A 25,590-nucleotide genomic window follows, 5' to 3' on the forward strand; every position below is an offset into this window, starting at 1 on the left:
TGAGCGCTGAGGCGTACCCGAACTATTCCGGAGAACCCAGTGCTTTTGTCTCTTCAGGGAACCTTCCCGCCCGCCATCTTGGCGCTCGCAGACGGCACGGTCTTTATCGGCAACTCGATTGGAGCCACCGGCTCCACAGTCGGCGAAGTGGTGTTCAACACCTCGCTCACCGGCTACCAGGAAATCCTCACTGACCCCAGTTACTGCCAGCAGATCGTCACATTGACGTATCCGCACATTGGCAACTACGGTGTCAACGTGGAAGACATCGAAGCTGACAAAGTCCATGCTGCTGGCTTGATCATCAAAGACTTGCCTTTGGTCGCAAGCAATTTCCGCTCTAGCCAAACCTTGTCGGCCTATTTGGCGGATGCAGATACCGTGGCGATTGCCAACATCGACACACGTCAACTCACGCGCATCTTGCGCACCAAGGGCGCGCAAAACGGTGCCATCGTGGGTCTGGCCAAAGGCCAAGAGGTCACGCAGGCGGTGATCGATCAAGCCGTGGCTGCAGCCAAGGGCGCGCCCAATATGGCCGGCCTCGATTTGGCTCAAAAAGTGTCCGTATCCAAGTCGTATGAATGGACACAAACCGAGTGGACCTTGGGCGAAGGCTACGGCAATTTGACCGCACCCAAGTTCCATGTGGTCGCGTATGACTTCGGCGTGAAGAAAAACATCTTGCGCATGCTGGCTGAGCGCGGATGCAAAGTGACCGTGGTGCCTGCGAAGACACCCGCTGCCGAAGTGCTCAAGCACAAGCCGGATGGCATCTTCTTGTCCAACGGCCCTGGCGACCCTCAGCCTTGCGACTACGCGATTGCTGCAGCGGCTGAGTTGATCGAAACAGGCATTCCGACCTTTGGCATTTGCTTGGGGCACCAAATCATGGCTTTGGCCAGCGGTGCCAAGACCTTCAAGATGAAGTTTGGCCACCACGGCGCCAACCACCCTGTGAAAGACCTCGACTCAGGTCGAGTCTCCATCACCAGCCAAAACCATGGTTTTGCCGTGGACGAAAAATCATTGCCCGCCAACTTGCGTGCCACGCACGTGTCCTTGTTCGATGGCACTTTGCAGGGCCTGGCCCGCACCGACAAGCCGGCGTTCTGCTTCCAGGGGCACCCTGAAGCGTCACCTGGCCCCCACGACATTGCCTACCTTTTTGACCGCTTCATCCACTTGATGGAGGCGAAATAACATGCCCAAGCGCACCGACCTCAAAAGCATCCTCATCATTGGCGCCGGCCCGATCATCATTGGTCAGGCCTGCGAGTTCGACTACTCCGGCGTACAGGCTTGCAAAGCCTTGCGTGAAGAGGGCTACAAAGTCATCCTGATCAACAGCAACCCCGCCACGATCATGACCGACCCGGCCACGGCAGACGTGACCTACATCGAACCCATCACGTGGCAAACGGTGGAGAAGATCATTGCCAAAGAGCGCCCTGATGCGATCTTGCCCACCATGGGTGGTCAGACTGCGCTCAATTGCGCTTTGGATTTGTGGCACCACGGCGTGCTCGAGAAATACAAAGTTGAATTGATTGGCGCGACGCCAGAGGCCATCGACAAAGCCGAAGACCGATTGAAGTTCAAAGACGCCATGACCAAAATTGGTCTGGGTTCTGCGCGCTCAGGCATCGCCCACAGCATGGAAGAAGCATGGGACGTGCAAAAGACATTGGGTTTCCCCACCGTCATTCGCCCCAGCTTCACTTTGGGCGGCACAGGCGGCGGCATTGCTTACAACCCCGAGGAATTCGAAGTCATTTGCAAGCGCGGTTTGGAGGCTTCGCCCACCACCGAGTTGTTGATTGAAGAGTCTTTGCTCGGCTGGAAAGAGTACGAGATGGAGGTGGTGCGCGACAAGGCGGACAACTGCATCATCGTTTGCTCGATCGAAAACTTGGACCCGATGGGTGTGCACACGGGTGACTCGATCACCGTGGCGCCGGCGCAAACATTGACCGACAAGGAGTACCAAATTCTGCGCAACGCCTCGTTGGCCGTTTTGCGCGAAATCGGTGTGGACACCGGCGGCTCGAACGTCCAGTTCTCCATCAACCCCAAAGACGGTCGCATGGTGGTCATTGAGATGAACCCTCGCGTGTCGCGTTCGTCGGCCTTGGCTTCCAAAGCCACCGGTTTCCCGATTGCGAAAGTCGCCGCCAAGTTGGCAGTGGGCTACACACTCGACGAGCTGCGCAACGACATCACCGGCGGTGCCACACCTGCGTCGTTCGAACCCTCGATCGACTACGTGGTCACCAAGATCCCGCGTTTTGCCTTTGAAAAGTTCCCAACAGCCGACAGCCGCTTGACCACCCAGATGAAATCGGTGGGCGAAGTGATGGCCATGGGCCGCACTTTCCAAGAGTCCTTCCAAAAAGCCTTGCGCGGTTTGGAGGTGGGCGTGGATGGGATGAACGAAAAAACCCAAGACCGTGAAGTGCTCGAGAAAGAGCTGGGCGAACCCGGACCTGAGCGCATTTGGTACGTGGGCGATGCCTTTGCCATGGGTCTGAGCGTGGACGAGGTGTTTGCCTTGACCAAGATCGACCCTTGGTTCTTGGTGCAGATCGAAGAGATCGTCAAGATCGAATTGGAACTGGAAACCACCTCGCTCGAAGCCATCACGGCCGACGAACTGCGCGCGCTCAAGAAGAAAGGCTTCTCGGATCGCCGGTTGGCCAAATTGCTCAAAACCACCGAGCATGTGGTGCGTGCGCGCCGCCACGCGCTGAACATCCGTCCCGTTTACAAGCGTGTGGACACCTGCGCAGCCGAGTTTTCGACAGACACCGCCTACATGTACTCCTGCTACGAAGGCAACGGAGACGGCGAGTGCGAAGCCGAGCCCACCGCCCACAAAAAGATCATGGTGCTCGGCGGCGGTCCGAACCGCATTGGCCAAGGCATCGAGTTCGATTACTGCTGTGTGCACGCCGCTTTGGCCATGCGCGAAGACGGTTACGAAACCATCATGGTCAATTGCAACCCCGAGACCGTGTCCACCGATTACGACACCTCGGACCGCTTGTATTTCGAGCCGGTCACATTGGAAGACGTGCTTGAAATCGTGGACAAGGAAAAGCCCACTGGCGTCATCGTTCAATACGGTGGTCAAACGCCATTGAAATTGGCCCTCGATTTGGAAGCTGCCGGCGTGCCCATCATTGGCACCAGCCCTGACATGATCGATGCGGCCGAAGACCGTGAGCGTTTCCAAAAACTGCTGCAAGACCTGGGGCTGCGCCAGCCCCCCAACGCCACGGCCCGTACGGAGCCAGAAGCGTTGGAAAAGGCCGCAGCCTTGGGTTACCCCTTGGTGGTGCGACCCAGTTATGTGTTGGGAGGTCGCGCCATGGAAATCGTGCATGAGCAACGCGACCTCGAGCGCTACATGCGCGAAGCGGTCAAGGTGTCGCACGACTCTCCTGTCTTGCTCGACCGTTTCTTGAACGATGCGATCGAGTGCGATGTGGACTGTTTGCGCGACCCCGAAGGCAAGACCTTCATCGGCGGCGTGATGGAGCACATCGAACAAGCCGGTGTGCACAGTGGTGACTCGGCTTGTTCATTGCCTCCCTACTCGTTGTCCGAAGCGACTGTGAATGAACTCAAGCGCCAATCGGCTGCCATGGCAGGTGCATTGAATGTGGTGGGTTTGATGAACGTGCAGTTCGCTATTCAAAACATCAATGGCCAAGACGTGATTTATGTGTTGGAAGTGAACCCTCGCGCCTCACGCACCGTGCCTTATGTATCCAAAGCCACAGGCATCCAGTTGGCCAAGGTCGCTGCGCGTTGCATGGCCGGTCAAACTTTGGCATCACAAGGCATCACCCAGGAAGTCACACCACCTTACTTCAGCGTCAAAGAAGCGGTGTTCCCTTTTGTGAAGTTCCCCGGTGTGGACACCATTCTGGGACCCGAGATGAAGTCCACCGGTGAAGTCATGGGCGTGGGTAAAACCTTTGGCGAAGCTTTTGTGAAGAGCCAGTTGGGTGCTGGCACCAAGTTGCCTCGCCCCACCAAAGCCGACGGCACGCCGTCGGGCAAGGTGTTCATTTCGGTCAAGAACAACGACAAGCCTCGTGCCATTGAAGTCGCTCGCCAGTTGGTGGCCCAAGGTTTCGAATTGATCGCGACCAAAGGCACGGCTGCAGCGATCAATGCTGCGGGTGTGGCTTGCGCGACGGTGAACAAGGTGACCGAGGGGCGCCCTCACATTGTGGACATGATCAAAAACAATGAAGTGGTGCTGGTGGTCAATACCGTTGAAGAACGACGCAATGCGATCGCCGACTCGCGCCACATCCGCACATCCGCTTTGCTCAATCGTGTCACCACCTTCACCACCATCGCGGGCGCAGAAGCCGCGGTCGAGGGCATGAAGTATTTGGACCAGTTGGATGTGATTTCTGTGCAAGAAATGCACGCACAATTGGCCGCCTAAGGCCCCAGCGTTGCCACAATGGCCCACAGCAGGGTCAGGGTGCAAGGCATAATGCAACGAACCACCGCCGAGTCTCAACGCTCGGCGGTTTCCTTTTGGAGAACTCACCATGTCAACCATTCCCATCACAAAACGTGGCGCAGAAAAACTCAAAGACGAGTTACACCGCCTCAAAACAGTCGATCGCCCTGGTGTGATTCAAGCCATCGCCGAGGCCCGCGCGCAGGGTGATCTGAGCGAGAACGCCGAATACGATGCGGCCAAAGACCGCCAAGGCTTCATTGAGGGCCGTATCCAGGAAATCGAAGGCAAGCTGTCAGCGGCCCAGATCATCGATCCGGCATCGGTGGATGCGGGCGGCCGTGTGGTGTTTGGCACCACGGTTGAACTCGAAGACGAAAGCACGGGAGAAGCCGTGACGTACCAAATTGTGGGTGAGGATGAGGCTGACCTGAAGTTGGGCTTGATCAACATCAGCAGCCCCATTGCCCGCGCCTTGATTGGCAAAGAGGAGGGTGATGTGGCAGAGGTTCAAGCGCCCGGTGGTGTACGCCGCTACGAAATTGTGGGCGTGTCGTACCTCTGACCAACGAAGAAGGCCGCGCAGAAGCGGCCTTCATGGCGCGGCTTGCCAGACCAAGCCATGCCCGGATCAGTCGTGCCGACCTTTTTTGACCGACTTTTGCTTGGGTTTGGCCCGTTTGATCTGGCCGCCTGCCGCCAAGCGTTGGTTGCCCAGGACGCGAACGGTTTTGACTTCAGGGCGTTGACCGCCGCGTGAGCTGTATTTGAGGATCTTGAAATCACGTGGGCCGGCTTTGCGGTCTTCGTCCATTTCTTTGAGTTTTTCTGGCTGTGGACGCCAGAGGATCAGCAATTTTCCGATGTGCTGGATGGGCGACGCATTGAGCTGATCGGCGAGTTGTGCAAACATGGCTTCCCGCGCGGCACGATCGTCGCCAAGAACCCGAATTTTGATCAGGCCATGGGCGTTCAAGGCGGCTTCAGTTTCCTTGATCACGGCAGGGGTCAAACCATCGCCCCCAATCATGACGACGGGGTCCAGGTGATGGGCATCGGCGCGAAAAACTTTGCGCTCGGCAGGTGTGAGTTGTATTTGGGGCATCCCCGTATTATCCCCGCAAGGACGAAGAAGAATGAAAGTCAAAACCAAAAGTAAAAAAGTCAACAAAGCTTGGTTGAATGACCACGTCAACGACACCTATGTGAAACTGGCCTTGAAAGAGGGTTATCGGGCACGCGCCGCCTACAAACTCAAGGAAATCGACGAAACCTTGGGCTTGATTCGTCCGGGTGATTGGGTCGTGGATTTGGGCTCGGCGCCAGGCGCCTGGAGTCAGTACCTGCGACGGCGCTTGTCACCCGAGGGTGCAGCCGTTGGGGCGCTCAATGGCACCATCATTGCTTTGGACCTGCTGCCCATGGCCCCGGTGGAGGGGGTCCACTTCATTCAAGGCGATTTTCGCGAAAACGAAGTGGCGTCATTGCTGGAGGCTGCATTGCAGGGACGTCAGGCCGATGTGGTGGTGTCCGACATGGCCCCCAACTTGTCCGGCATCGAATCTTCCGATGCAGCCCGAATTCTGCATTTGATTGAGTTGGCGATCGAATTTGCGCAAAACCACATGAAACCCGAAGGCGCCTTGGTCGTCAAAGTGTTCCATGGCAGTGGTTACAGCCAAATCGTCAAGATGTTCAAAGAAACCTTCAAGGTGGTCAAACCCATCAAGCCCAAAGCTTCACGAGACAAGTCTTCAGAGACCTTTTTGGTGGGTATGGGCTTGATTCACCGCATTTGACCGCGTAATTCCTGCCTTTTAGAGGGCCAAAAGCCATTCTTTGTGCCAGCTGGGACTTCCACAGGCCTAGAATCACCCAAGTCATTTTTTTCGATTGGAGCCTCTCTTGAATAACCCTTGGTTTTCCAAAATTGCCGTTTGGATGGTGATTGCCATGGTGCTGTTCACCTTGTTCAAGCAATTTGACAACCGTGGCGTCGCCGGTGCGAATGCCATTGGCTATTCAGATTTTCTCGAAGAGGTTCGCGGTAACCGGATCAAAAGCGCCACGATTTCTGAGAGTCCCGGCGGTACTGAGATTTTGGCCATCACCAACGACGATCGCCGAATCAAAACCACGGCGACTTACCTCGATCGCGGTTTGGTCGGTGATTTGATCAACAGTGGTGTGAAGTTCGATGTCAAGCCCCGCGAAGAAGGCTCTTTGTTGATGACTTTGCTGGTCAGTTGGGGGCCCATGCTGCTGTTGATTGGCGTCTGGGTTTATTTCATGCGGCAGATGCAAGGCGGCGGCAAAGGCGGTGCCTTCAGTTTCGGCAAGTCCAAGGCGCGCATGCTCGATGAGAACAACAACCAAGTCACTTTTGCCGATGTTGCAGGATGTGATGAGGCCAAAGAGGAAGTCAAGGAGGTGGTGGACTTCCTGAAAGATCCTCAAAAATTTCAGAAACTGGGCGGTCGAATTCCCCGTGGTTTGTTGCTGGTGGGCCCTCCAGGAACCGGCAAGACCTTGCTCGCCAAGGGCATTGCCGGTGAAGCCAAGGTGCCGTTTTTCAGCATCTCGGGCTCCGACTTTGTGGAAATGTTTGTGGGTGTGGGTGCTGCTCGGGTCCGCGACATGTTCGAGAACGCCAAAAAGAACGCGCCTTGCATCATTTTCATTGACGAAATCGATGCGGTGGGCCGCCAACGCGGTGCCGGCTTGGGTGGTGGGAACGATGAGCGTGAGCAAACACTGAACCAGATGCTGGTTGAAATGGATGGTTTCGAGACCAATTTGGGCGTGATCGTGGTGGCTGCCACCAACCGCCCTGACATTTTGGATGCGGCCTTGTTGCGCCCGGGTCGATTTGACCGCCAGGTGTATGTGACTTTGCCCGATATCCGTGGCCGAGAGCAGATTTTGAACGTGCACATGCGCAAGGTGCCGATTGGGCAAGATGTCAATGCCGGTGTGATCGCCCGTGGCACCCCCGGGATGAGTGGCGCCGATTTGGCCAACCTGTGCAATGAGGCCGCTTTGATGGCTGCGCGTCGCAATGCCCGGGTGGTCGAGATGGTTGACTTTGAAAAAGCCAAGGACAAAATTCTGATGGGCCCCGAGCGCAAGAGCATGGTCATGCCCGAAGAGGAGCGCCGCAACACGGCCTACCACGAGGCCGGCCACGCCTTGATTGGCAAGTTGCTGCCCAAGTGTGATCCAGTGCACAAGGTCACCATCATTCCCCGAGGTCGCGCCCTGGGCGTGACCATGAGTCTGCCTGAGCAAGACCGTTACAGCTACGACAAGGAATTCATGCTGAACCAAATCAGCATGCTGTTTGGTGGTCGGATTGCGGAAGAGGTGTTCATGCACCAAATGACCACCGGTGCCAGCAACGACTTTGAGCGGGCCACCTCCATCGCCCGGGACATGGTCATGCGTTACGGCATGACCGATGCCTTGGGTCCCATGGTGTATGCCGAAAACGAGGGCGAGGTGTTTTTGGGCCGCTCAGTGACCAAAACCACCAACATGAGCGAATCCACCATGCAAAAAGTGGACATGGAAGTGCGCCGCATCATTGATGAGCAATACAACCTGGCACGTCGTTTGATTGAGGAGCACAGCGCGCAAATGCACGCCATGGCCAAAGCCTTGTTAGAGTGGGAAACCATCGACAAGGACCAGATCGATGACATCATGGCGGGCCGCGATCCTTTACCCCCCAAGGACTGGACTCCTCGCACGCCCCCCTCTGGTGGTGGGCAGGGTGGCGGTACAGCCACCGTGCAGCCAGAGCCGGCGACCACAGCGGCTTGACGGGCCACTTTCGGTGTTCAATAAAGCGGGGCCATGGGCCCCGTTTTTCATGGGACCAGTTTGATGCACGCCTCTCTCTCCAGCACGCCATCGCCTAAGCACTGGCAAACCTCGCGTTTTGATCTGGATTTGACCCGGCCTTTGGTCATGGGCATTGTGAACATCACGCCAGACTCCTTTTCTGATGGCGGACGGTATGTCCAGACGTCGCAGGCGCTGCGTCACGCTGAACAGCTCCTGCTCGACGGTGCTGACATCTTGGATGTCGGCGCTGAATCCACACGGCCGGGGGCCGAGGTAGTGCCCTTGGCCCTCGAGTTGGCTCGTCTGGAACCTTTTCTGCACGAGGCGCTGCGTTGGCAAGTGCCCCTATCGGTTGACACGTACAAACCGGAGGTCATGCAAGCCTGTCTCGACTGGGGGGTTGACATCGTCAATGATGTTTGGGCTTTGCGCCAGCCAGGTGCGCCGCAAGTTGTGGCAGCTCACCCTCGATGCGGGGTGTGTTTGATGCACATGCACCGCGATCCCCAAAGCATGCAAGCCCAGCCCATGACCGGGGATGTGGTGACTGCTGTAAAGGCCTTTTTGCAAAGCCGTGTCAACACTTTGTTGGCTTTGGGTTTGTCGCCTGCCCGAATGGTGCTGGATCCGGGGATTGGTTTTGGAAAAACCGTGGCACAGAATTTTCAGCTTTTGGCCTGCCAAAGCGATTTGCTGCCTATGGGTTTGCCACTCTTGGCGGGATGGTCCCGAAAATCAGCGCTGGGGGCCGTCTTGGCGCAAGACGGTCATGTGCCAAAAGCTGCACACCGAGACGTGGCCAGCGTCGCTGCCGCATTGATGGCCGTGGAGCGTGGCGCTTCGGTACTCCGGGTGCATGACGTCAAGGGCACGGTGGAAGCACTGAAAATTTGGGGTGCGATGCAGCAGCAAGCCCCACAGCGGGCTTGGTCAGATCCAGGAATCAGTCCGAGCCTGTGAGCAAGCTTGCACGGCTAAAATTCTTTCACCCATTACAAAAATCAGGATCGTTCACATGGCTCGTCAATACTTTGGCACAGACGGCATTCGCGGCACAGTGGGTCAAAGCCCCATCACGCCGGACTTTATCTTGCGCTTGGCGCATGCCGTGGGTCGGGTTTTGAAGAGCAAAGAAGAACACCCCACGGTGTTGATTGGTAAAGACACTCGCATTTCCGGTTACATGTTGGAAAGCGCCTTGGAATCGGGCTTCAACTCTGCGGGCGTCGATGTGGTGCTGTTGGGGCCGGTGCCGACCCCTGCTGTGGCTTATCTCACCCGGGCACAGCGGGCATCGCTGGGGGTGGTCATCAGCGCAAGCCACAACCCATTTGCCGACAACGGGATCAAGTTTTTCAGTTCTCAGGGCAAAAAGCTGTCGGATGCTTGGGAAGAGTCCGTGGAGGCCGCCCTGCTGGAAGACCCGGTCTGGGTAGATTCTGCTGCCTTGGGTAAAACGCGGCGTTTGGACGATGCGGCCGGGCGGTACATTGAGTTTTGCAAGAGCACCTTTTCAAACGACTTGACACTCAAGGGCTTGAAAATCGTTGTGGACGCAGCCCACGGGGCGGCATACCAAATCGCGCCCAAAGTGTTCCATGAACTGGGTGCCGAGGTCATCGCCATAGGCTGCTCACCTGATGGGCTCAACATCAACCACGGTGTAGGCGCCACACACCCTCAGGCGCTTCTGCAGGCGGTCAAGGCGCATGCGGCCGATTACGGTATCGCCCTGGATGGTGATGCCGATCGTCTGCAGTTGGTGGATGCGACCGGGCGTTTGTTCAATGGTGATGAGCTTTTGTATTTGATGGTGGCCGACAGACTGGCCCGCGACGAAGCAGTTCCCGGTGCCGTGGGCACCTTGATGACCAATTTGGCCATTGAGGTCGCGCTCAAACAGCGTGGCGTCCAATTTGTCCGGGCCAAAGTGGGAGACCGGTATGTGCTCGAAGTCTTGCAAGATCAAGGCTGGCTTTTGGGCGGTGAAGGGTCTGGCCATTTGTTGGTGCTGGACAAGCACACCACGGGCGATGGTTTGGTGAGCGCTTTGCAGGTGCTGCAGGCGTGTGTGGGCAGCGGCCAGACCATGGCCCAGTTGCTGGAGGGGATCACGCTGTTTCCACAAACCCTCCTCAATGTGCGCTTGGCCCCCGGATTCGATTGGCAAGGGCACCTACCTTTGTGGGATGCCACGCGAGCGGCCGAAACTGAGCTGGGCGATACTGGGCGGGTTTTGATTCGCGCCAGTGGCACCGAGCCCCTGATTCGGGTCATGGTGGAGGCGCGCGATGCGGCTCAAGCGCGTGCATGCGCCGAAAGAATTGCCGCGACATTGGGTTGAAGTGCGAAGCAGCTGCTGCGTTCAACCTCAGTAAATCAGCCGCTCCGGCTTGATCTCCTGAAGGATCGTGGTGGCGATTTCTTCGATTGACTTGGTGGTGGTGGACAGCCAGCGGATGCCTGAGCGGCGCATCATGGCCTCGGCTTCTGAGACTTCCATGCGGCAGTTTTCCAGGCTGGCGTAACGCGAATGAGGCCGACGTTCGGCGCGGATCTCGGCCAATCGGTCAGGGTGGATGCTCAGGCCGAATATTTTTTGACGGTGCGGCACCAGGGCGGGCGGCAATTGCCGGCGGTCAAAATCCTCCGGGATCAGCGGGTAGTTGGCAGCCTTCAGTCCATGCTGCATGGCCAGGTACAAGCTGGTTGGTGTTTTCCCGCTGCGGCTCACGCCCACCAAGATCACCTCAGCAGACTCGAGGTCGCGGTTCGACTGCCCATCGTCATGGGCCAGCGAAAAGTTGATGGCCTCGATGCGATCGTGGTATTCCTTGCTTTTGCTCACATCCGAAAAGCGCCCGACGCGGTGGTGAGACTTGATGCCCAGTTCTGCTTCCAGCGGGTTCACAAATGTGCCGAACATATCGAGCAACATGCCTTGGCAATGTTCTTGCAATACTTTGAGCACATCCATGTTCACCAGTGTGGTGAAAACAATGGGTTTGTTGCCTTCGGTTTCTGCCGTGTGGTTGATCTGACGGACCGCTTGGTACGCCTTGTCGATGGTGTCGGTGAAGGGCAAGCGGACATGGCGCGATTTCATGTCGAACTGGGCAAGAATGGCGTTGCCAAAAGTCTCGGCCGTGATGCCTGTGCCATCCGATACAAAGAAAACGGTTCGTTTTGACATGCTTGTATTTAATTTCAAAGGCCGAGGTCCACAAGACCCCTAAAATCAGTCGATTATCCATTGCTGTCGGCCCGGGGTTGCATGCCAAGAACAACAAAAACCCCTGAGCCGTGCACAGGAGCCAGATTTTTAACTTTGGAGCTTTGCATGTCTGATCTTTTCAGCGAGACCGCTTTGGTCGTCCCCTTTGAGTTGTTGCGCATGAGCGACGTCGAGTCGGTGGGCGGCAAAAATGCCAGCTTGGGGGAGATGATTTCCCAGCTGCCTTCAGGCGTTCGGGTGCCCACGGGCTTTGCCACCACGGCCCATGCTTTTCGCCAATTCTTGGCGTTTGGAGGCCTGACCGAGCGCATCAATGCCCGACTCGATGCACTGGATACCGAGGATGTGCGCGCTTTGGCCGTGGCCGGTGCCGAGATCCGTGCCATGGTTGAAGCGCAGCCTTTTCCGGACGATTTGGCCCAAGCCATTCGCGAAGAATTTGTCCGTCTGCAGGCCGGCAACCCCGATGCCTCGTTTGCGGTGCGCTCTTCGGCCACCGCGGAGGACTTGCCAGACGCATCATTTGCGGGGCAACAAGAAACCTTTTTGAACGTGGTCGGCATTGAGGATGTGCTGCACAAGATGAAAGAAGTTTTCGCTTCTTTGTACAACGACCGCGCCATCAGCTACCGGGTGCACAAGGGCTTTGCGCACGCCGATGTGGCTTTGTCGGCGGGTGTGCAGCGCATGGTGCGCTCAGACCTGGGCGCTGCAGGGGTCATGTTCACCATCGACACCGAGTCGGGCTTTGAAGACGTGGTCTTCATCACCTCCAGTTACGGCTTGGGCGAGACGGTGGTGCAGGGCGCAGTCAACCCCGATGAGTTTTATGTGCACAAACCCATGTTGGCAGCTGGCAAGCGCAGCGTGATCCGCCGCAACCTGGGCTCCAAACTCATTCAGATGGTTTTTGCCAGTTCCGAAGAAAAAACCGCCTCGGGCAAGCTGGTTAAAACCACCGATGTGCCCACTGAACTGCGCAACCGCTACAGCTTGACCGACGATGAAGTTGAGCAATTGGCCCGTTATGCGGTGGTCATTGAGCAGCATTACGGCCGTCCCATGGACATCGAATGGGGCAAAGACGGCACCGACGGTTTGCTTTACATCTTGCAAGCCCGCCCTGAAACCGTGAAAAGCCAAGCCAAAGGCACGCCTGAGCTGCGTTACAAGCTCAAAGGCAAAAGCACCATCCTGGCCGAGGGCCGTGCCATTGGCCAAAAAATCGGTACGGGTCCCGTTCGGTTGGTGAACGACATCAGCGAAATGGACAAAGTCCAACCCGGCGATGTGTTGGTGACCGACATGACCGACCCGAATTGGGAGCCGGTCATGAAGCGTGCCAGCGCCATCGTCACCAACCGAGGCGGGCGCACCTGCCACGCAGCCATCATTGCCCGTGAGTTGGGTATTCCGGCCGTGGTCGGGTGCGGCAACGCCACCGAACAGTTGACCGAAGGTACCCTGGTCACCGTGAGCTGCGCCGAGGGCGATACCGGTCACATTTACGATGGTTTGCTCGAGACCGAGATCAGCGAGATACAGCGCGGTGTGCTGCCCGAGATCAAGACCAAAATCATGATGAACGTGGGCAACCCCCAGTTGGCTTTTGACTTCGCCCAGTTGCCCAATGCCGGTGTCGGTTTGGCGCGTTTGGAATTCATCATCAACAACAACATTGGTGTGCATCCCAAAGCCATCCTGGATTACCCCGCCATCGACACTGACCTGAAAAAAGCCGTGGAATCTGTGGCCCGTGGCCACGCTTCTCCCCGCGCCTTTTATGTCGACAAGGTCGCCGAGGGTGTGGCCAGCATCGCGGCTGCTTTTTGGCCCAAGCCCGTCATCGTGCGTTTGTCGGACTTCAAGAGCAATGAATACCGAAAACTGATCGGTGGCAGCCGTTATGAACCAGAGGAAGAAAACCCGATGCTGGGTTTCCGAGGCGCTGCGCGTTACATCAGCGCCGACTTTGGTGAAGCCTTTGCCATGGAATGCGAGGCCCTCAAAAGGGTGCGCGGCGAGATGGGCCTGACCAATGTGCAGATCATGGTGCCTTTTGTGCGCACCTTGGGGCAGGCCGAAAAGGTCACCCAACTGCTGGCGACCCAAGGTTTGCGCCGTGGTGAAAACGAGCTCAAGGTCATCATGATGTGTGAAGTGCCCAGCAATGCCATCTTGGCTGAGCAGTTCCTCGAGTTTTTTGACGGTTTCTCGATTGGCTCCAACGACTTGACGCAACTCACATTGGGCTTGGACCGTGATTCGGGCATGGAGCTGTTGGCCGCTGATTTTGATGAACGCGACCCGGCCGTTAGAGCCTTGATCGCACAAGCCATTCAAGCTTGTTTGGCTCAGGGCAAGTACATCGGTATTTGCGGACAAGGTCCCTCGGACCATCCTGATTTCGCGCATTGGTTGATGGCGCAGGGCATCAGTTCCATCTCCCTGAATCCGGACACTGTGATCGAAACCTGGACCCAATTGGGCGGCTGACCGTTCATCAGGAGCCCAGACGATGAAACCGGCAGCCCGTCACCCTTCGTCATACCACTGGCGGATTCATCGCAATGTCTTGATTTACATGGCCATCCTCGTCATTTTGATGGGGGCCATGGCCTGGGCCGAACGATGGGGTTTGTCGCGAAACCTCATTGGCCCCATCTTTTTGTTCAGCACGGTGATGATTTATGCCTTGATTGGCATTTCCAGTCGCACCACCGATGAAGACGAGTACTACGTGGCTGGTCGGCGCATTCCGGCCATGTACAACGGCATGGCCACGGCCGCCGATTGGATGAGCGCGGCGTCATTCATCAGTTTGGCTGGGGCCTTGTACTTGCAAGGCTTCTCAGGCAGCGGGCAGCAGCCCGGTGGTTTGGCTTATGTGATGGGCTGGACAGGTGGCTTTTGTTTGGTCGCTTTGTTGATTGCGCCCCAGCTGCGTGCCATGGCGCTGTACACCTTGCCTGATTACTTTGATCAGCGCTACGGTGGGCGCTGGCCTCGCATCATTGCTGCTTTGGCTTCGGTTTTGTGTTCGTTCACTTATGTGGTGGCACAGATTTATGGCATTGGCTTGATCGCCTCTCGACTGACTGGGGTTCAGTTCGAGATCGGGATTTTGTTGGGCTTGGGTGGTGTCTTGCTGTGTTCTTTTTTGGGCGGCATGCGGGCCATTACCTGGACGCAAGTGGCGCAGTACATCATGTTGTTGCTGGCCTTCATGATCCCTGTGTCTTGGTTGGCCTACAAGCAATTGGGAACCTCGTTGGCGCCCTTGGCCTACGGCCAGCAATTGGCTCAGATAGAGGTCATTGAGCAAAAATTGATCCACGACCCTGCTGAAATCGAAGTCCGCCAAGCCTTTGCCAAGCGGGCCCAAGTGTATGAAGAACGACTTCACAATGTGGAAGCGTCCATGGTGGCTTTGCGTCAGGAGCTGGAGGAGAAAATCCGCATGCTCAAAGCGCAATCGGCTGATTTTGCGGCCATTGCGCAAGTCCGCCGTGAGCTGTTGGCCGTACCGCGCGACGCTGCGACCGCACGCGAGCAGTGGACGCGCGCCATGCACGACAACCGGGAACGCGCCAAGCCCCTGGGCGGGATGCCACCGCACACACAGGCTTTTGCGGGCCAGCCTGATGCCAGCCCTGAAGAGGCCAAGATGTTTGGCGAGTCGCGGCTGAATTTTTTGGCTTTGGTCTTTTGCCTGATGGTTGGTACGGCCGGTTTGCCGCATCTGTTGACCCGGTTTTATACGGTGTCTTCGGTGGCCGAGGCCAGAAGCTCGGTGGCATGGTCGCTGTTTTTCATTGGCTTGCTCTACGTGAGCGTGCCAGCCTTGGCTGTGTTGGTCAAATTTGAGGTGCTCAACAATTTGGTGGGAAGCAGTTTTGAGGATTTGCCCAGTTGGATGGCCCAATGGTCTCGATTGGACTCGGCTTTGTTGGAATTTTCCGATGTCAATGGCGATCGGATTTTGCAATTGGGGGAGCTCAAGCTGGGGGCCGACATGGTCATGCTGGCCACGCCCGAAATGGGCGGCATGCCCTTTGTGGTCTCTGGGCTGGTCGCGGCCGGTGGCTTGGCAGCAGCGTTGTCAACCGCCGATGGTTTGTTGCTGACCATCAGCAACGCGCTGGTGCATGACATTGGTCCTGGTCGCGAGCGCAAACCCAAATCCTCCGAAGGGCGGGTTATTTTGTCCAAATTTGCGCTGTTGGCGGTGGCGATGTTGGCCGCTGTGGTGGCTGCATTCAAACCGGCCGAGATTCTGGCGTTGGTCTCCACGTCATTTTCATTGGCGGCAGCAGCGTTTTTCCCGGGCATGGTCTTGGGCATGGTTTGGCCCAAAGTCCATCGTCCGGCTGTCGTGGCTGGCATGCTCGCAGGCCTGAGCGTCACGCTTTATTACATGGTGGTCAATGCCCCCGGGTTTCGACATTTTTGGGGGCTGGCGCCCGGTGAGGGCTTGTGGTTGGGCATTCAGCCGCTTTCTGCTGGCGTTTTTGGCGTTCCTGTTGGATTTTTGGTGATGGCCCTGTTGACCTGGTCTCTGCCCAGCTCCTGGGTGGTATCCAAAGAGGTGCTGCCAACGCCAGAGACCCGCGTCAACAGTGAGTATCCAGGGCTCTGAAATCGAGCTATAATCTGAGGCTTCGCCTTGCCGCACCCCGACAGACGCTGGGGGCGGCTTTTCCAACCTTTTGGGTTAACCGCAAGGAGTCTCAATGCGTCATTACGAAATCATTTTGCTGATCCATCCCGATCAGTCCGAACAAGTTCCAGCCATGCTGGAGCGTTACAAAGGCATGATCACTGCCGGTGGTGGAGCTATCCACCGTGTTGAAGACTGGGGCCGCCGCCAACTGGCTTACCAGATCAACAAGTTGGGCAAAGCCCACTACCTGTGCGTGAACATCGAAGCCGATCAGGCTGTGATGGCCGAACTCGAGCATGCGTTCAAGTTCAACGACGCCGTTCTGCGTCACCTGACGGTGCTGAAGAAAAAAGCCGACACCGGTCCTTCATCCATGATGAAGACGGTCGAGCGCGAAGAAGCCCGCAAGTCACAACAAGCCGAATTCGCTGCTTGACACGTGCCTGTTGAGGAGTGAACCGTACCGAACTGACCGCCTGTATTGCTGAGCAAGCTGCTTTGCGATACACCCCCGCTGGTTTGCCAGCTCTGGATTTGATTCTGGAGCACGCCTCTGAACTAGAAGAGGCTGAGCAATTTCGCAAAGTCCAGTTGAAACTTCGTGCCTTGGCCTTCGGGACGCTGGCGGAAAGACTGGTCAAGCAAGCGGTGGGCAGTGTTTGGACGTTCAAAGGCTTTTTGGCCACCCCTCGACAAGGCAAAAGTGTCGTGTTGCACATTCAAGAGTTTCAGCAAGATTAATTTCAGGAGGCCCCATGGCCACATTCAAAAAATTCAACAAAGACAAGCGCCCTAAGCGCAACACCCAGTCACTGCTGTTCAAGCGCAAGCGTTTCTGCCGCTTCACAGTGACAGGCGTCGAAGAAATCGACTACAAAGATGTGGACACCTTGCGTGACTTCATCGCCGAAAACGGCAAGATCATTCCTGCACGCTTGACCGGCACCCGCGCCATTTTCCAGCGTCAGCTCAACACCGCCATCAAGCGTGCTCGCTTCTTGGCCATGTTGCCCTACACCGACCAGCACAAAGTCTAAGGAGTCCAACCATGCAAATCATTCTGCTCGAAAAGGTTGTGAACCTGGGTAATCTGGGCGATATCGTCAAAGTCAAAGACGGTTATGCCCGTAACTTCCTGATTCCTCAAGGCCGCGCACGCCGCGCCACAGAAACCAACAAGGCCGAGTTCGAAGCTCGCCGCGTTGAACTCGAAAAAGCTGCAGCTGCCAAATTGGCCGAAGCCCAAGCCCAAGGCGAAAAGCTGTCCGGCACCGTGGTCAAGTTGTCGCAAAAAGCCGGTGTGGATGGCCGCTTGTTTGGTTCGGTGACCAACAACGACATTGCCGAAGCGCTGAACAAGCAAGGTTACAAACTGCTCAAGTCCCAGATCCGCATGCCTTTGGGCCCGATCAAGACCGTCAGCGAGTCCACCGTGGCGGTCGCTTTGCACACCGACGTGGTGGTGGATGTGACCGTGACAGTGCTGGGCGAAACGGCCTGATACTGCCTGACGTCGTCAGACACTTCGAAAAACCGCAGGGCAAATACCCTGCGGTTTTTTTTTCGTCTGTCATCAGCGACGGCGACTTGAGCCCAGCAAGCCACCCAGCACGCCGCGCACGATTTCACGGCCAATGGCCGAACCCACGGTGCGTACGGCGCTTTTGACCACCATCTGGGCCACGCCATCGCGTTGCCCACCTCGCGGGCCCGAGCTGCCAAACAGCAGGTCTGACAGGCCGCCCATCAAGTCGCTGCGCCCGGTCTCTGATGGGGCAGAGGCTTGGCCCTGTAAGCCGCCACCACTTGCACCAGTGGCCGTGTGACCAGCGCTTGAGCCTCGGATCTTTTCGAACGCAGACTCGCGGTCTTGGGTGGGTTCGTACACCCCGGCTACCAAAGAGTCTTGAAGCAGTGCTTGGCGTTGCTCTGGGGTGATGGGGCCCAGATGGCTGCCGGGCGGCAGCACATACACACGCTCGGTTTCAGAGGGTCGGCCTTTGGCATCTAAAAAGCTGACCAAGGCCTCGCCCACGGCCAATTCGGTGATGGCCGCTTCAATGTCCAAGCCGGCCTTGGGGCGCATGGTTTGTGCAGCAGAATCCACGGCCTTTTGGTCGCGGGGTGTGTAGGCGCGCAAGGCATGCTGCACCCGGTTACCCAACTGGCCCAGCACACTGTCGGGAATGTCCAGCGGGTTTTGGGTCACAAAATAAACCCCAACGCCTTTGGAACGCACCAAACGCACCACCAACTCGATGCGTTCGACCAATACCGCAGGCGCGTCCTTGAAAAGCAAGTGCGCCTCATCAAAGAAAAACACCAATTTGGGTTTCTCAGGATCCCCGATCTCCGGCAGCACCTCGAACAACTCGGAGAGCATCCACAGCAGGAACGTGGCGTACAGGCGGGGTGAGTTCATGAGCTTGTCGGCCGCAAGGATGTTCACCACCCCCTGGCCTTGGCTGTCGGTTTGCATGAAATCTTGGATGTTGAGCATCGGCTCGCCAAAAAATTGGTTGCCCCCCTGGCTCTCGATTTGCAACAAGCCACGTTGGATGGCGCCAACGCTGGCAGCGCTGATGTTGCCGTACTCGGTGGTGAATTGTTTGGCGTTGTCGCCCACGAACTGGAGCATGGCGCGCAGGTCTTTCATGTCCAGCAGCAGCCAACCGTGGTCGTCAGCGATTTTGAAGACCAGGTTCAACACCCCTGCTTGGGTGTCGTTCAGACCGAGCATGCGTGTCAGCAGCAAAGGCCCCATGTCGGAGATGGTGGCCCGGACCGGGTGGCCTTGCGCCCCAAAGACATCCCACAAGGTCGTGGGGCAGGCCCGTGGTTCGGGCATGGACATGCCACGCTCCTTCAGGACACCGGCCAATTTTTCACCGATCTTGCCGGGTTGACTGATGCCGCTCAAGTCGCCTTTCACGTCGGCCATGAACACGGGAACCCCCCACCTTGAAAAATTTTCAGCCAAGGTTTGCAAGGTCACGGTTTTACCCGTGCCCGTGGCGCCTGTGATCAAGCCATGGCGGTTGGCCATGCTCGGCAGCAGGTGGCATTGCGCCTGTGAGTTGCGTGCAATCAGCATCGGATCGACCATGGTGCGATTTCTCCCGTCGGTGAAAAGTAAAATCCAAGCTCAAGGTTAAATCAACATTCAAGGAATTGCAGATGGCTGGGCACAGTAAATGGGCAAATATTCAGCACCGCAAGGGGCGGCAGGACGAAAAACGCCAGCGCATCTGGACTCGGGTGGTGCGTGAAATCATGGTGGCGGCGCGCACCGGCGGAGGTGACGTCAGCGCCAACCCTCGATTGCGCCTGGCCATTGAAAAAGCCAAAGCGGCCAACATGCCAGCCGACACCATCAAGCGCAACGTCGACAAAGCCACGGGCAACCTTGAGGGTGTGAGCTACGAAGAAATTCGTTACGAAGGCTACGGCATTGGTGGTGCGGCCATCATTTTGGACACCATGACCGACAACCGGGTGCGCACTGTGGCCGAGGTGCGTCACGCTTTGAGCAAGCATGGAGGCAATTTGGGCACGGAGGGGTCCGTCGCTTTCCAGTTCAAGCATTGCGGTCAACTGATCTTCGCCCCAGGCACGAATGAAGACCAGTTGATGACGGTGGCGCTTGAAGCGGGTGCTGAGGATGTGATCACCGACGCGGATGGCGCCATTGAGGTGCTCACTGCCTATCCAGATTTTGAAACGGTCAAAAATGCCTTGGAACTGGCTGGCTTGGTGGCCGAGGTGGCGGAGGTGGCCATGCGGCCTGAAAGCCCCGTGACTTTATCGGGCGAAGATGCTGCCAAAATGCAAAAATTGTTGGATGTTCTGGAAGATTTGGATGACGTTCAAAATGTGTTCCACAACGCCGAATTTGAAGATTAAGGAAGTTGGATGAAAGTATTGGTTGTTGGCAGTGGTGGTCGTGAACATGCCATGGCATGGAAACTGGCGCAGTCACCCAAAGTTCAGCAGGTCTATGTGGCGCCGGGTAACGGCGGCACGGGCAAAGACAAAAATCTCGTCAATGTGCCCATCACCGACGCAGTGGCCTTGCGCGAGTGGGCCCTGGATCATGGCATTGGCTTGACCCTGGTCGGTCCCGAGGCGCCTTTGGCCGGCGGCATCGTGGACGATTTCCGGGCGCATGGCTTGCGTATTTTTGGACCCACGAAAGCGGCAGCCCAATTGGAAAGCTCCAAGGCTTTTTCCAAAGCGTTCATGCATCGCCATGGCATCCCCACGGCGGCGTTTGAGACTTTCACCGATGCGGCGATGGCCCACGCCTATGTGGAACGTCTGGGCGCGCCCATTGTGGTCAAGGCCGACGGCCTGGCTGCAGGCAAAGGGGTGGTGGTGGCCATGACACTGGCGCAAGCGCACGAAGCAATCGACTTCATGCTGCTGGATAACACCTTGGGCGTCGCCCACAACGCGGGTGGTGCGAGGGTGGTGATCGAAGAGTTTTTGCAAGGCGAAGAGGCCAGTTTCATGGTGCTTTGCGATGGCAAAAATGTGGCTGCTTTGGCCACCAGCCAAGACCACAAACGCCTGCTTGACGGCGATGAGGGCCCCAACACCGGGGGCATGGGCGCCTATTCGCCAGCGCCCGTGGTCACGGCAGAGGTGCATGCCCGTGCAATGCGTGAGGTGATATTGCCCACCATCCGCGGTATGGACAAAGACGGCATCAACTACACCGGATTTTTGTACGCCGGCTTGATGATTGATCCGCTTGGACGCATCAAGACCTTGGAGTTCAACTGTCGAATGGGAGACCCGGAGACTCAACCCATTTTGATGCGCTTGAAATCCGATTTTTTGGACGTTCTGTTGGCTGCAACCGCACAGGGCTTGGACACATTTGAATTGGAATGGGACCGCCGTGTGGCGCTGGGTGTGGTGATGGCTGCGGCCAACTATCCCCTGCCACCACGCACGGGTGATGCCATCACCGGCCTGCCCAAGGACCAAGACGATGCCATGGTGTTTCATGCGGGCACGGCTGAGCAAGCGGGTCAAATTGTGAGCGCTGGCGGTCGTGTTCTGTGTGTCACGGCACTGGCCGACTCGGTCAAACAAGCACAGCAAAAAGCCTACCAAACGGCCAGCTCGATTGCCTTTGACGGATTTCAGATGCGACGGGACATCGGCTTCCGCGCCATCAAAACCTGAGCCCTTGGATTGACATGCGCACTGTGTCCCGCCACCCCGTGACTTTCAAGGGCTCCCGTCTGGCCCGTTGGGTGTTGAAAATACTGGGTTGGCGCCTGGACTTCGATGGTTTTCCGACCTTGCAAGGGGTGGCCATTGTGTATCCGCACACCAGCAACTGGGATTTTCCGATTGGGATTTTGGCCAAATGGGCATTGGGGATCCCGGCCCATTTCTGGGGCAAGGCCTCCCTTTTCAAGTTCCCGGTGATGGGCGCTTGGATGCGCTGGGTGGGGGGGATACCGATTGACCGCAGCTCTTCTCGCGGTGTGGTCGGCCAGATGGTGCATGTGTTCGAGCAACACAAGCACAAGGACCAGTTGCTTTGGCTGGGCCTGGCCCCTGAGGGTACCCGCAGCCTCACACCGGGATGGCGCAGTGGTTTTTACCAGCTGGCCTTGGGTGCGAAAGTGCCCCTGGCACTCGTCAAGCTGGACTGGGGTCAACGCCGTTTCAGTGTGGTCGATTTTTACGAGCTCACAGGCCATGTCGAGCAAGATTACGCCCACATGGCCCATGTGTTTGAAGGTGTGCAAGGTTTCCATGTGCACCAAATGGGCCCGATTCTTCCGTGGAGCCCTGGACAGCCAACGCCACCCACCTCGTCAGAAACACAGTCCATTTCCTGAAACTTTTCAACGTTCCTTCCCACCATGAGCAACAGCTTCGCACTCGGCACTGTCAAAGAATATCTGGTGGGCTTGCAGTCCCGCATCACTGGGGCCTTGACCGACCTCGACGGCACACCCTTTCTGACCGATGCCTGGCAAAAAGACCCGGGTGAAAAACTTCAGGGCAATGGCATCACCCAAATTCTGGAGGGGGGGCCTGTTTTTGAACGTGCGGGTTGCGGGTTCTCGCACGTCACGGGGCCGCAGTTGCCGCCTTCGGCCACCCAACATCGCCCCGAACTCGCGGGGTCGGCCTTTGAGGCCATGGGGGTGTCGCTGGTGTTTCACCCGCGCAACCCGTATGTGCCCACGGTGCACATGAACGTGCGCATGATCGCGGCCAAGCCCGAGGGCAGGGCGCCCGTGGCCTGGTTTGGTGGCGGCATGGACTTGACGCCCTATTACGGCTTTGACGAAGATGCGGTGCATTTTCACCAGTCTTGCAAGGATGCGCTGACCCCGTTTGGTGCAGACCTGCACCCCCGCTTTAAGGCTTGGTGCGACGATTACTTTTGCAACAAACACCGCCATGAACAACGTGGCGTAGGCGGCATTTTCTTTGACGATTTTTCCGAGTTGGGCATGGACCAGAGCTTTGCCATGATGCAAAGCGTGGGAGATGCCCTGCTCACAGCCTACATGCCAATCGTGTTGCGCCGCATGGACACGCCTTATGGTGAGCGTGAACGCGACTTCCAGCTTTATCGCCGTGGGCGCTATGTCGAGTTCAACTTGGTCTGGGACCGGGGCACGCATTTCGGCTTGCAGTCGGGAGGCCGCACCGAATCGATCTTGCTGTCCATGCCGCCCGAGGTGCGCTGGTCTTATCAGCGTCAGGATGAAGCCGGCTCGCCTGAGGCGCGTTTGTTGAGCCACTTTCTGGTGCCCAAGGATTGGGTTTGATCCTGCCGCAGCATGCCGACCCCAGCCCGGCCAACGTCCGGCGTCTGGGGGTTTTCGGTGGCGCATTCGACCCCCCACACCCGGCTCATGTGGCGTTGGTCGAGTCGGCCATTTCCCAGTTGCAATTGGAGCGTGTGCACGTGGTGCCGACAGGTCAGGCCTGGCACAAAACACGCACCTTGACCGAGCCAATGCACCGATTGGCCATGGCCCGTTTGGCTTTCGAGCACCTGCCTCAGGTCGTGGTGGACGAGCGCGAAATTCGACGTGCGGGCCCCAGTTACACGGTGGACACTTTGCGCGCCTTGCAAATCGAATTCTCCCAAGCACAGATCTATTTGTTGTTGGGCGATGACCAGCGCCGGTCCTTGCAGTCATGGCACGAAATCGGCGAAATCGGGCGCATCGCTATAATCTGCGCCGCAGGCCGTGATGTGGCTGTGCGAGCCTGGAACGAAAAATTGGACTCGCCCGAGCCCCCCGTCAAGCTTCCGGACACGTTGCAAGCGCGCATCCTCACGCTGAACATGCCGCTGATGCCTCACAGTGCCACAGACATCCGTGTGCTGGCGGCCCAAGAACAGACCTTGACCGGTCTGGTCACCCCCGCCATTGAGCGCTATATTCACGACCACCACCTCTACAGGCCCCATTGATGACCGAAAACGCAGCCAAAAAAGACATCCAAAAACTTCAGAGGGCCATTGTCGATGCCTTGGAGGACGTCAAGGCCCAAGAAATCCAGGTGTTTGACACCGAGCACCTGTCGTCTTTGTTTGAGCGGGTCATCATCGCCTCGGGCACCTCTAACCGTCAGACCAAGGCGCTGGCCGCGAGCGTGCGCGACAAAGTTCGCCAGGCCGGTTTTGGCAAGCCCCGCATCGAAGGCGAAGACAACGGGGAATGGATCATTGTCGATTGTGGTCCAGCCGTGGTGCATGTCATGCAACCGACCATTCGCACGTATTACAACCTGGAAGAAATCTGGGGCGGCACACCTGTGCGTTTGAAATTTGGAGCGCCCAAGCCTGTGGCCACAGGGGAGATCAAAGGACACATCCAAAACTCTGTGGCCAAAAAAGCCAGCGCCAAATCTGCCACGGTCAAAACCGCGGCGACAAAATCTGTCGCCAGCAAAACCGCAGCCAAGGCCAAGCCTGCTTTGAAAGCCCCGGTCAAATCGAGCAAGCCCGCGGCGAAATCTGCAGCCAAGACAGCCGCCAAAACCGCGGTGAAGACAGCGGCCAAATCGGTGACCAAGACGCCGGCCAAACCCGCAGCGAAAACCCCCGTCAAAACCAGCAAGCCCACCGTGAAAACCGTGGGCAAGCCAACGGCCAAACCATCTGCCAAGTCTGCCGCAAAACCTGCGGCCAAAAAAGCGCCGGCGCGCAAGGCTGTGCAAGCGACCACCCGCCGCAAAGCCGATTGATCGGGGATGAAGCTGCTGATCGTCGCGGTCGGCCTGCGCGTCCCCGACTGGGCCCAGACGGCCTGGGACGACTACGCCAAACGTTTCCCGCCTGAGCTCAAAGTCGAGCTCAAGGCGGTCAAAACCGAGCCTCGGGGTTCTAAAACGTTGCCCAGTCTGTATGCCGCAGAGCGCCAGCGCATTGAAACGGCGATTCCCCGTGGCAACCGACTGGTGGTGTTGGACGAGCGTGGGACCTCATTGACCACCCAAGCCCTGGCCACGCGACTGACCCGTTGGCAGCTTGGGGGAGACGATGTGGCCTTGGTCATCGGTGGCCCCGATGGGCTCGACCCAGAGTTCCGGCAAGCTGCGCATGAACGCATCCGCTTGTCCGACATGACCTTGCCTCACGCCATGGCCCGCGTGCTTTTGATCGAGCAGCTCTACCGTGCTTGGTCCATCAACGCCAACCACCCCTACCACCGCGAATGAGTGACTTCATCTACCTGGCCTCCCAAAGCCCCCGCCGCAGCCAGTTGCTGGACCAAATGGGCGTGGCCCACAAGCTGCTTGTGGCAGCACCGCATGAAGACGCCGAGTCTCTTGAAGCCGTGCGCGGCGCGGAAGCGCCTGGGCGATATGTGGCGCGTGTCACGGGCTTGAAGTTGGATGCTGCGCTGCAGCGCCTCCAACGGCAGGGCTTGCCGGCAGCACCTGTGCTGTGTGCCGACACCACGGTCTGCCTGGGGCGGGACATTTTGGGAAAACCCCTCACCGAAGCCGATGCCGTTCGCACCCTCCAGCGGCTGGCCGGTCAGGCACATCGGGTCTTGACCGCTGTGGCGGTGCAACGGGGTGACCAACGCATTTCGGCGATTTCTCAGTCGTGGGTGCGTTTTGCACCCATGACACCAGCCCAGATACACGCTTATGTGGCCACGGGCGAGCCCATGGGCAAAGCCGGCGCATACGGTGTACAGGGCAGAGCGGCTGTTCATATTGAACAGATACGGGGCAGCTATTCAGGCATCATGGGCTTGCCCTTGTTCGAAACTGCGACTTTGCTTCGTTCAATGGGCATTCGTTGTTGAGCCTTTGCGCTGACATGAGCGCTGATGGCCTGTTGCTTTCTTCGCCAGT

General features: G+C 57.5%; 24 protein-coding genes. 21 read left to right on the top strand and 3 right to left on the bottom strand.

Annotated features, from left to right (window positions below):
* Positions 1-39 precede the first annotated feature (39 nt).
* The 3 genes from carA to greA all read left to right on the top strand — a co-directional run bounded on the left by carA (position 40) and on the right by greA (position 5,051).
* A complete protein-coding gene (gene carA, locus ACHEXK_RS05785) occupies positions 40-1,203 on the top strand; it encodes a glutamine-hydrolyzing carbamoyl-phosphate synthase small subunit (RefSeq protein WP_416548426.1) in 1,164 nt (387 codons plus the stop codon).
* Between the two features lies 1 nt (position 1,204).
* Positions 1,205-4,465, top strand: a complete 3,261-nt coding sequence (gene carB, locus ACHEXK_RS05790; protein WP_416548427.1) for a carbamoyl-phosphate synthase large subunit — start codon at positions 1,205-1,207, stop codon at positions 4,463-4,465.
* 109 nt (positions 4,466-4,574) lie between these two features.
* Positions 4,575-5,051: a transcription elongation factor GreA gene (gene greA, locus ACHEXK_RS05795; RefSeq protein WP_416548428.1), complete on the top strand. Its 477-nt coding sequence runs from the start codon at positions 4,575-4,577 to the stop codon at positions 5,049-5,051.
* Positions 5,052-5,117: 66 nt separating this feature from the next.
* Here greA and ACHEXK_RS05800 read toward each other — a convergent pair whose 3' ends face one another.
* Entirely contained in the window at positions 5,118-5,591 is a 474-nt protein-coding gene (locus ACHEXK_RS05800) for a YhbY family RNA-binding protein (protein WP_416548429.1), read from the bottom strand.
* A 31-nt stretch (positions 5,592-5,622) separates the two neighbouring features.
* Between ACHEXK_RS05800 and ACHEXK_RS05805 the strand changes: the two genes are divergently transcribed.
* The 4 genes from ACHEXK_RS05805 (at position 5,623) to glmM (ending at position 10,676) form a co-directional block, all read left to right on the top strand.
* On the top strand, positions 5,623-6,285 hold the full coding sequence (locus tag ACHEXK_RS05805; protein WP_416548430.1) for an RlmE family RNA methyltransferase: 663 nt from the start codon (positions 5,623-5,625) through the stop codon (positions 6,283-6,285).
* A gap of 106 nt (positions 6,286-6,391) precedes the next feature.
* Positions 6,392-8,308, top strand: coding sequence for an ATP-dependent zinc metalloprotease FtsH (gene ftsH / locus ACHEXK_RS05810; protein WP_416548431.1), 1,917 nt, complete (start codon positions 6,392-6,394; stop codon positions 8,306-8,308).
* A gap of 63 nt (positions 8,309-8,371) precedes the next feature.
* Entirely contained in the window at positions 8,372-9,292 is a 921-nt protein-coding gene (gene folP, locus ACHEXK_RS05815; protein ID WP_416548432.1) for a dihydropteroate synthase, read from the top strand.
* 55 nt (positions 9,293-9,347) lie between these two features.
* Complete coding sequence (gene glmM / locus ACHEXK_RS05820; protein WP_416548433.1) at positions 9,348-10,676, top strand: phosphoglucosamine mutase; 1,329 nt, start codon at positions 9,348-9,350, stop codon at positions 10,674-10,676.
* A gap of 27 nt (positions 10,677-10,703) precedes the next feature.
* Here the strand turns inward: glmM and ACHEXK_RS05825 are convergent, their stop codons facing one another.
* Positions 10,704-11,525 (bottom strand): pyruvate, water dikinase regulatory protein, encoded by an 822-nt coding sequence (locus ACHEXK_RS05825; protein WP_416548434.1) that lies wholly within the window; start codon positions 11,523-11,525, stop codon positions 10,704-10,706.
* A gap of 147 nt (positions 11,526-11,672) precedes the next feature.
* On the opposite strand from ACHEXK_RS05825, the gene ppsA reads away from it, so the two are divergent.
* The 6 genes from ppsA (at position 11,673) to rplI (ending at position 17,731) form a co-directional block, all read left to right on the top strand.
* The gene (gene ppsA / locus ACHEXK_RS05830) at positions 11,673-14,063 is read left to right on the top strand and encodes a phosphoenolpyruvate synthase (RefSeq protein WP_416548435.1); all 2,391 of its coding nucleotides are present in this window, start codon (positions 11,673-11,675) and stop codon (positions 14,061-14,063) included.
* 22 nt (positions 14,064-14,085) lie between these two features.
* A complete protein-coding gene (locus ACHEXK_RS05835; protein WP_416548436.1) occupies positions 14,086-16,206 on the top strand; it encodes a VC_2705 family sodium/solute symporter in 2,121 nt (706 codons plus the stop codon).
* A gap of 94 nt (positions 16,207-16,300) precedes the next feature.
* The gene (rpsF, locus tag ACHEXK_RS05840; protein WP_416548437.1) at positions 16,301-16,666 is read left to right on the top strand and encodes a 30S ribosomal protein S6; all 366 of its coding nucleotides are present in this window, start codon (positions 16,301-16,303) and stop codon (positions 16,664-16,666) included.
* 17 nt (positions 16,667-16,683) lie between these two features.
* The gene (gene priB, locus ACHEXK_RS05845) at positions 16,684-16,971 is read left to right on the top strand and encodes a primosomal replication protein N (protein ID WP_416548438.1); all 288 of its coding nucleotides are present in this window, start codon (positions 16,684-16,686) and stop codon (positions 16,969-16,971) included.
* 14 nt (positions 16,972-16,985) lie between these two features.
* Positions 16,986-17,267, top strand: a complete 282-nt coding sequence (gene rpsR, locus ACHEXK_RS05850; protein WP_019427495.1) for a 30S ribosomal protein S18 — start codon at positions 16,986-16,988, stop codon at positions 17,265-17,267.
* A gap of 11 nt (positions 17,268-17,278) precedes the next feature.
* Positions 17,279-17,731 carry a 50S ribosomal protein L9 gene (gene rplI, locus ACHEXK_RS05855; RefSeq protein WP_100119749.1) on the top strand — a complete coding sequence of 151 codons (453 nt, stop codon included), beginning with the start codon at positions 17,279-17,281 and terminating at the stop codon, positions 17,729-17,731.
* Positions 17,732-17,803: 72 nt separating this feature from the next.
* Here rplI and ACHEXK_RS05860 read toward each other — a convergent pair whose 3' ends face one another.
* A complete protein-coding gene (locus tag ACHEXK_RS05860) occupies positions 17,804-19,336 on the bottom strand; it encodes a helicase HerA-like C-terminal domain-containing protein (protein ID WP_416548439.1) in 1,533 nt (510 codons plus the stop codon).
* Positions 19,337-19,407: 71 nt separating this feature from the next.
* Here ACHEXK_RS05860 and ACHEXK_RS05865 point away from each other — a divergent pair, with 71 nt between their 5' ends.
* Genes ACHEXK_RS05865 through ACHEXK_RS05900 form a run of 8 tightly spaced genes read left to right on the top strand, consistent with a single transcriptional unit; the run spans position 19,408 to position 25,541 of the window.
* Positions 19,408-20,133: a YebC/PmpR family DNA-binding transcriptional regulator gene (locus ACHEXK_RS05865; RefSeq protein WP_416548440.1), complete on the top strand. Its 726-nt coding sequence runs from the start codon at positions 19,408-19,410 to the stop codon at positions 20,131-20,133.
* A gap of 9 nt (positions 20,134-20,142) precedes the next feature.
* Complete coding sequence (gene purD, locus ACHEXK_RS05870) at positions 20,143-21,423, top strand: phosphoribosylamine--glycine ligase (protein WP_416548441.1); 1,281 nt, start codon at positions 20,143-20,145, stop codon at positions 21,421-21,423.
* 14 nt (positions 21,424-21,437) lie between these two features.
* Entirely contained in the window at positions 21,438-22,091 is a 654-nt protein-coding gene (locus ACHEXK_RS05875; protein ID WP_416548442.1) for a 1-acyl-sn-glycerol-3-phosphate acyltransferase, read from the top strand.
* Positions 22,092-22,115: 24 nt separating this feature from the next.
* Positions 22,116-23,036 carry an oxygen-dependent coproporphyrinogen oxidase gene (hemF, locus tag ACHEXK_RS05880; protein WP_416548443.1) on the top strand — a complete coding sequence of 307 codons (921 nt, stop codon included), beginning with the start codon at positions 22,116-22,118 and terminating at the stop codon, positions 23,034-23,036.
* The gene (nadD, locus tag ACHEXK_RS05885) at positions 23,033-23,692 is read left to right on the top strand and encodes a nicotinate (nicotinamide) nucleotide adenylyltransferase (protein ID WP_416548444.1); all 660 of its coding nucleotides are present in this window, start codon (positions 23,033-23,035) and stop codon (positions 23,690-23,692) included. Before hemF ends, nadD begins: the two co-directional genes overlap by 4 nt.
* Complete coding sequence (rsfS, locus tag ACHEXK_RS05890) at positions 23,692-24,468, top strand: ribosome silencing factor (protein WP_416548445.1); 777 nt, start codon at positions 23,692-23,694, stop codon at positions 24,466-24,468. The genes nadD and rsfS overlap by 1 nt, the downstream gene beginning before the upstream one ends.
* A 6-nt stretch (positions 24,469-24,474) precedes the next feature.
* Entirely contained in the window at positions 24,475-24,942 is a 468-nt protein-coding gene (gene rlmH / locus ACHEXK_RS05895; RefSeq protein ID WP_416548446.1) for a 23S rRNA (pseudouridine(1915)-N(3))-methyltransferase RlmH, read from the top strand.
* Positions 24,939-25,541 carry a Maf family protein gene (locus tag ACHEXK_RS05900; RefSeq protein WP_416548447.1) on the top strand — a complete coding sequence of 201 codons (603 nt, stop codon included), beginning with the start codon at positions 24,939-24,941 and terminating at the stop codon, positions 25,539-25,541. Before rlmH ends, ACHEXK_RS05900 begins: the two co-directional genes overlap by 4 nt.
* Positions 25,542-25,590 lie beyond the last annotated feature (49 nt).

It is taken from the genome of Limnohabitans sp. DCL3 (assembly GCF_048019295.1).
Classification (GTDB): domain Bacteria; phylum Pseudomonadota; class Gammaproteobacteria; order Burkholderiales; family Burkholderiaceae_C; genus Limnohabitans_A.

Bases quoted from the DNA above. Each gene is read 5' to 3' on its own strand.
- greA (WP_416548428.1), top strand. From the start codon at position 4,575: ATGTCAACCATTCCCATCACAAAACGTGGCGCAGAAAAACTCAAAGAC.
- glmM (WP_416548433.1), top strand. From the start codon at position 9,348: ATGGCTCGTCAATACTTTGGCACAGACGGCATTCGCGGCACAGTGGGT.
- ACHEXK_RS05900 (WP_416548447.1), top strand. From the start codon at position 24,939: ATGAGTGACTTCATCTACCTGGCCTCCCAAAGCCCCCGCCGCAGCCAG.
- ACHEXK_RS05805 (WP_416548430.1), top strand. From the start codon at position 5,623: ATGAAAGTCAAAACCAAAAGTAAAAAAGTCAACAAAGCTTGGTTGAAT.
- folP (WP_416548432.1), top strand. From the start codon at position 8,372: ATGCACGCCTCTCTCTCCAGCACGCCATCGCCTAAGCACTGGCAAACC.
- rsfS (WP_416548445.1), top strand. From the start codon at position 23,692: ATGACCGAAAACGCAGCCAAAAAAGACATCCAAAAACTTCAGAGGGCC.
- rplI (WP_100119749.1), top strand. From the start codon at position 17,279: ATGCAAATCATTCTGCTCGAAAAGGTTGTGAACCTGGGTAATCTGGGC.
- ACHEXK_RS05800 (WP_416548429.1), bottom strand. From the start codon at position 5,591: ATGCCCCAAATACAACTCACACCTGCCGAGCGCAAAGTTTTTCGCGCC.
- ACHEXK_RS05825 (WP_416548434.1), bottom strand. From the start codon at position 11,525: ATGTCAAAACGAACCGTTTTCTTTGTATCGGATGGCACAGGCATCACG.
- ACHEXK_RS05835 (WP_416548436.1), top strand. From the start codon at position 14,086: ATGAAACCGGCAGCCCGTCACCCTTCGTCATACCACTGGCGGATTCAT.
- rpsR (WP_019427495.1), top strand. From the start codon at position 16,986: ATGGCCACATTCAAAAAATTCAACAAAGACAAGCGCCCTAAGCGCAAC.
- purD (WP_416548441.1), top strand. From the start codon at position 20,143: ATGAAAGTATTGGTTGTTGGCAGTGGTGGTCGTGAACATGCCATGGCA.
- carB (WP_416548427.1), top strand. From the start codon at position 1,205: ATGCCCAAGCGCACCGACCTCAAAAGCATCCTCATCATTGGCGCCGGC.
- ppsA (WP_416548435.1), top strand. From the start codon at position 11,673: ATGTCTGATCTTTTCAGCGAGACCGCTTTGGTCGTCCCCTTTGAGTTG.
- ACHEXK_RS05860 (WP_416548439.1), bottom strand. From the start codon at position 19,336: ATGGTCGATCCGATGCTGATTGCACGCAACTCACAGGCGCAATGCCAC.
- rlmH (WP_416548446.1), top strand. From the start codon at position 24,475: ATGAAGCTGCTGATCGTCGCGGTCGGCCTGCGCGTCCCCGACTGGGCC.
- ACHEXK_RS05875 (WP_416548442.1), top strand. From the start codon at position 21,438: ATGCGCACTGTGTCCCGCCACCCCGTGACTTTCAAGGGCTCCCGTCTG.
- ACHEXK_RS05865 (WP_416548440.1), top strand. From the start codon at position 19,408: ATGGCTGGGCACAGTAAATGGGCAAATATTCAGCACCGCAAGGGGCGG.
- rpsF (WP_416548437.1), top strand. From the start codon at position 16,301: ATGCGTCATTACGAAATCATTTTGCTGATCCATCCCGATCAGTCCGAA.
- hemF (WP_416548443.1), top strand. From the start codon at position 22,116: ATGAGCAACAGCTTCGCACTCGGCACTGTCAAAGAATATCTGGTGGGC.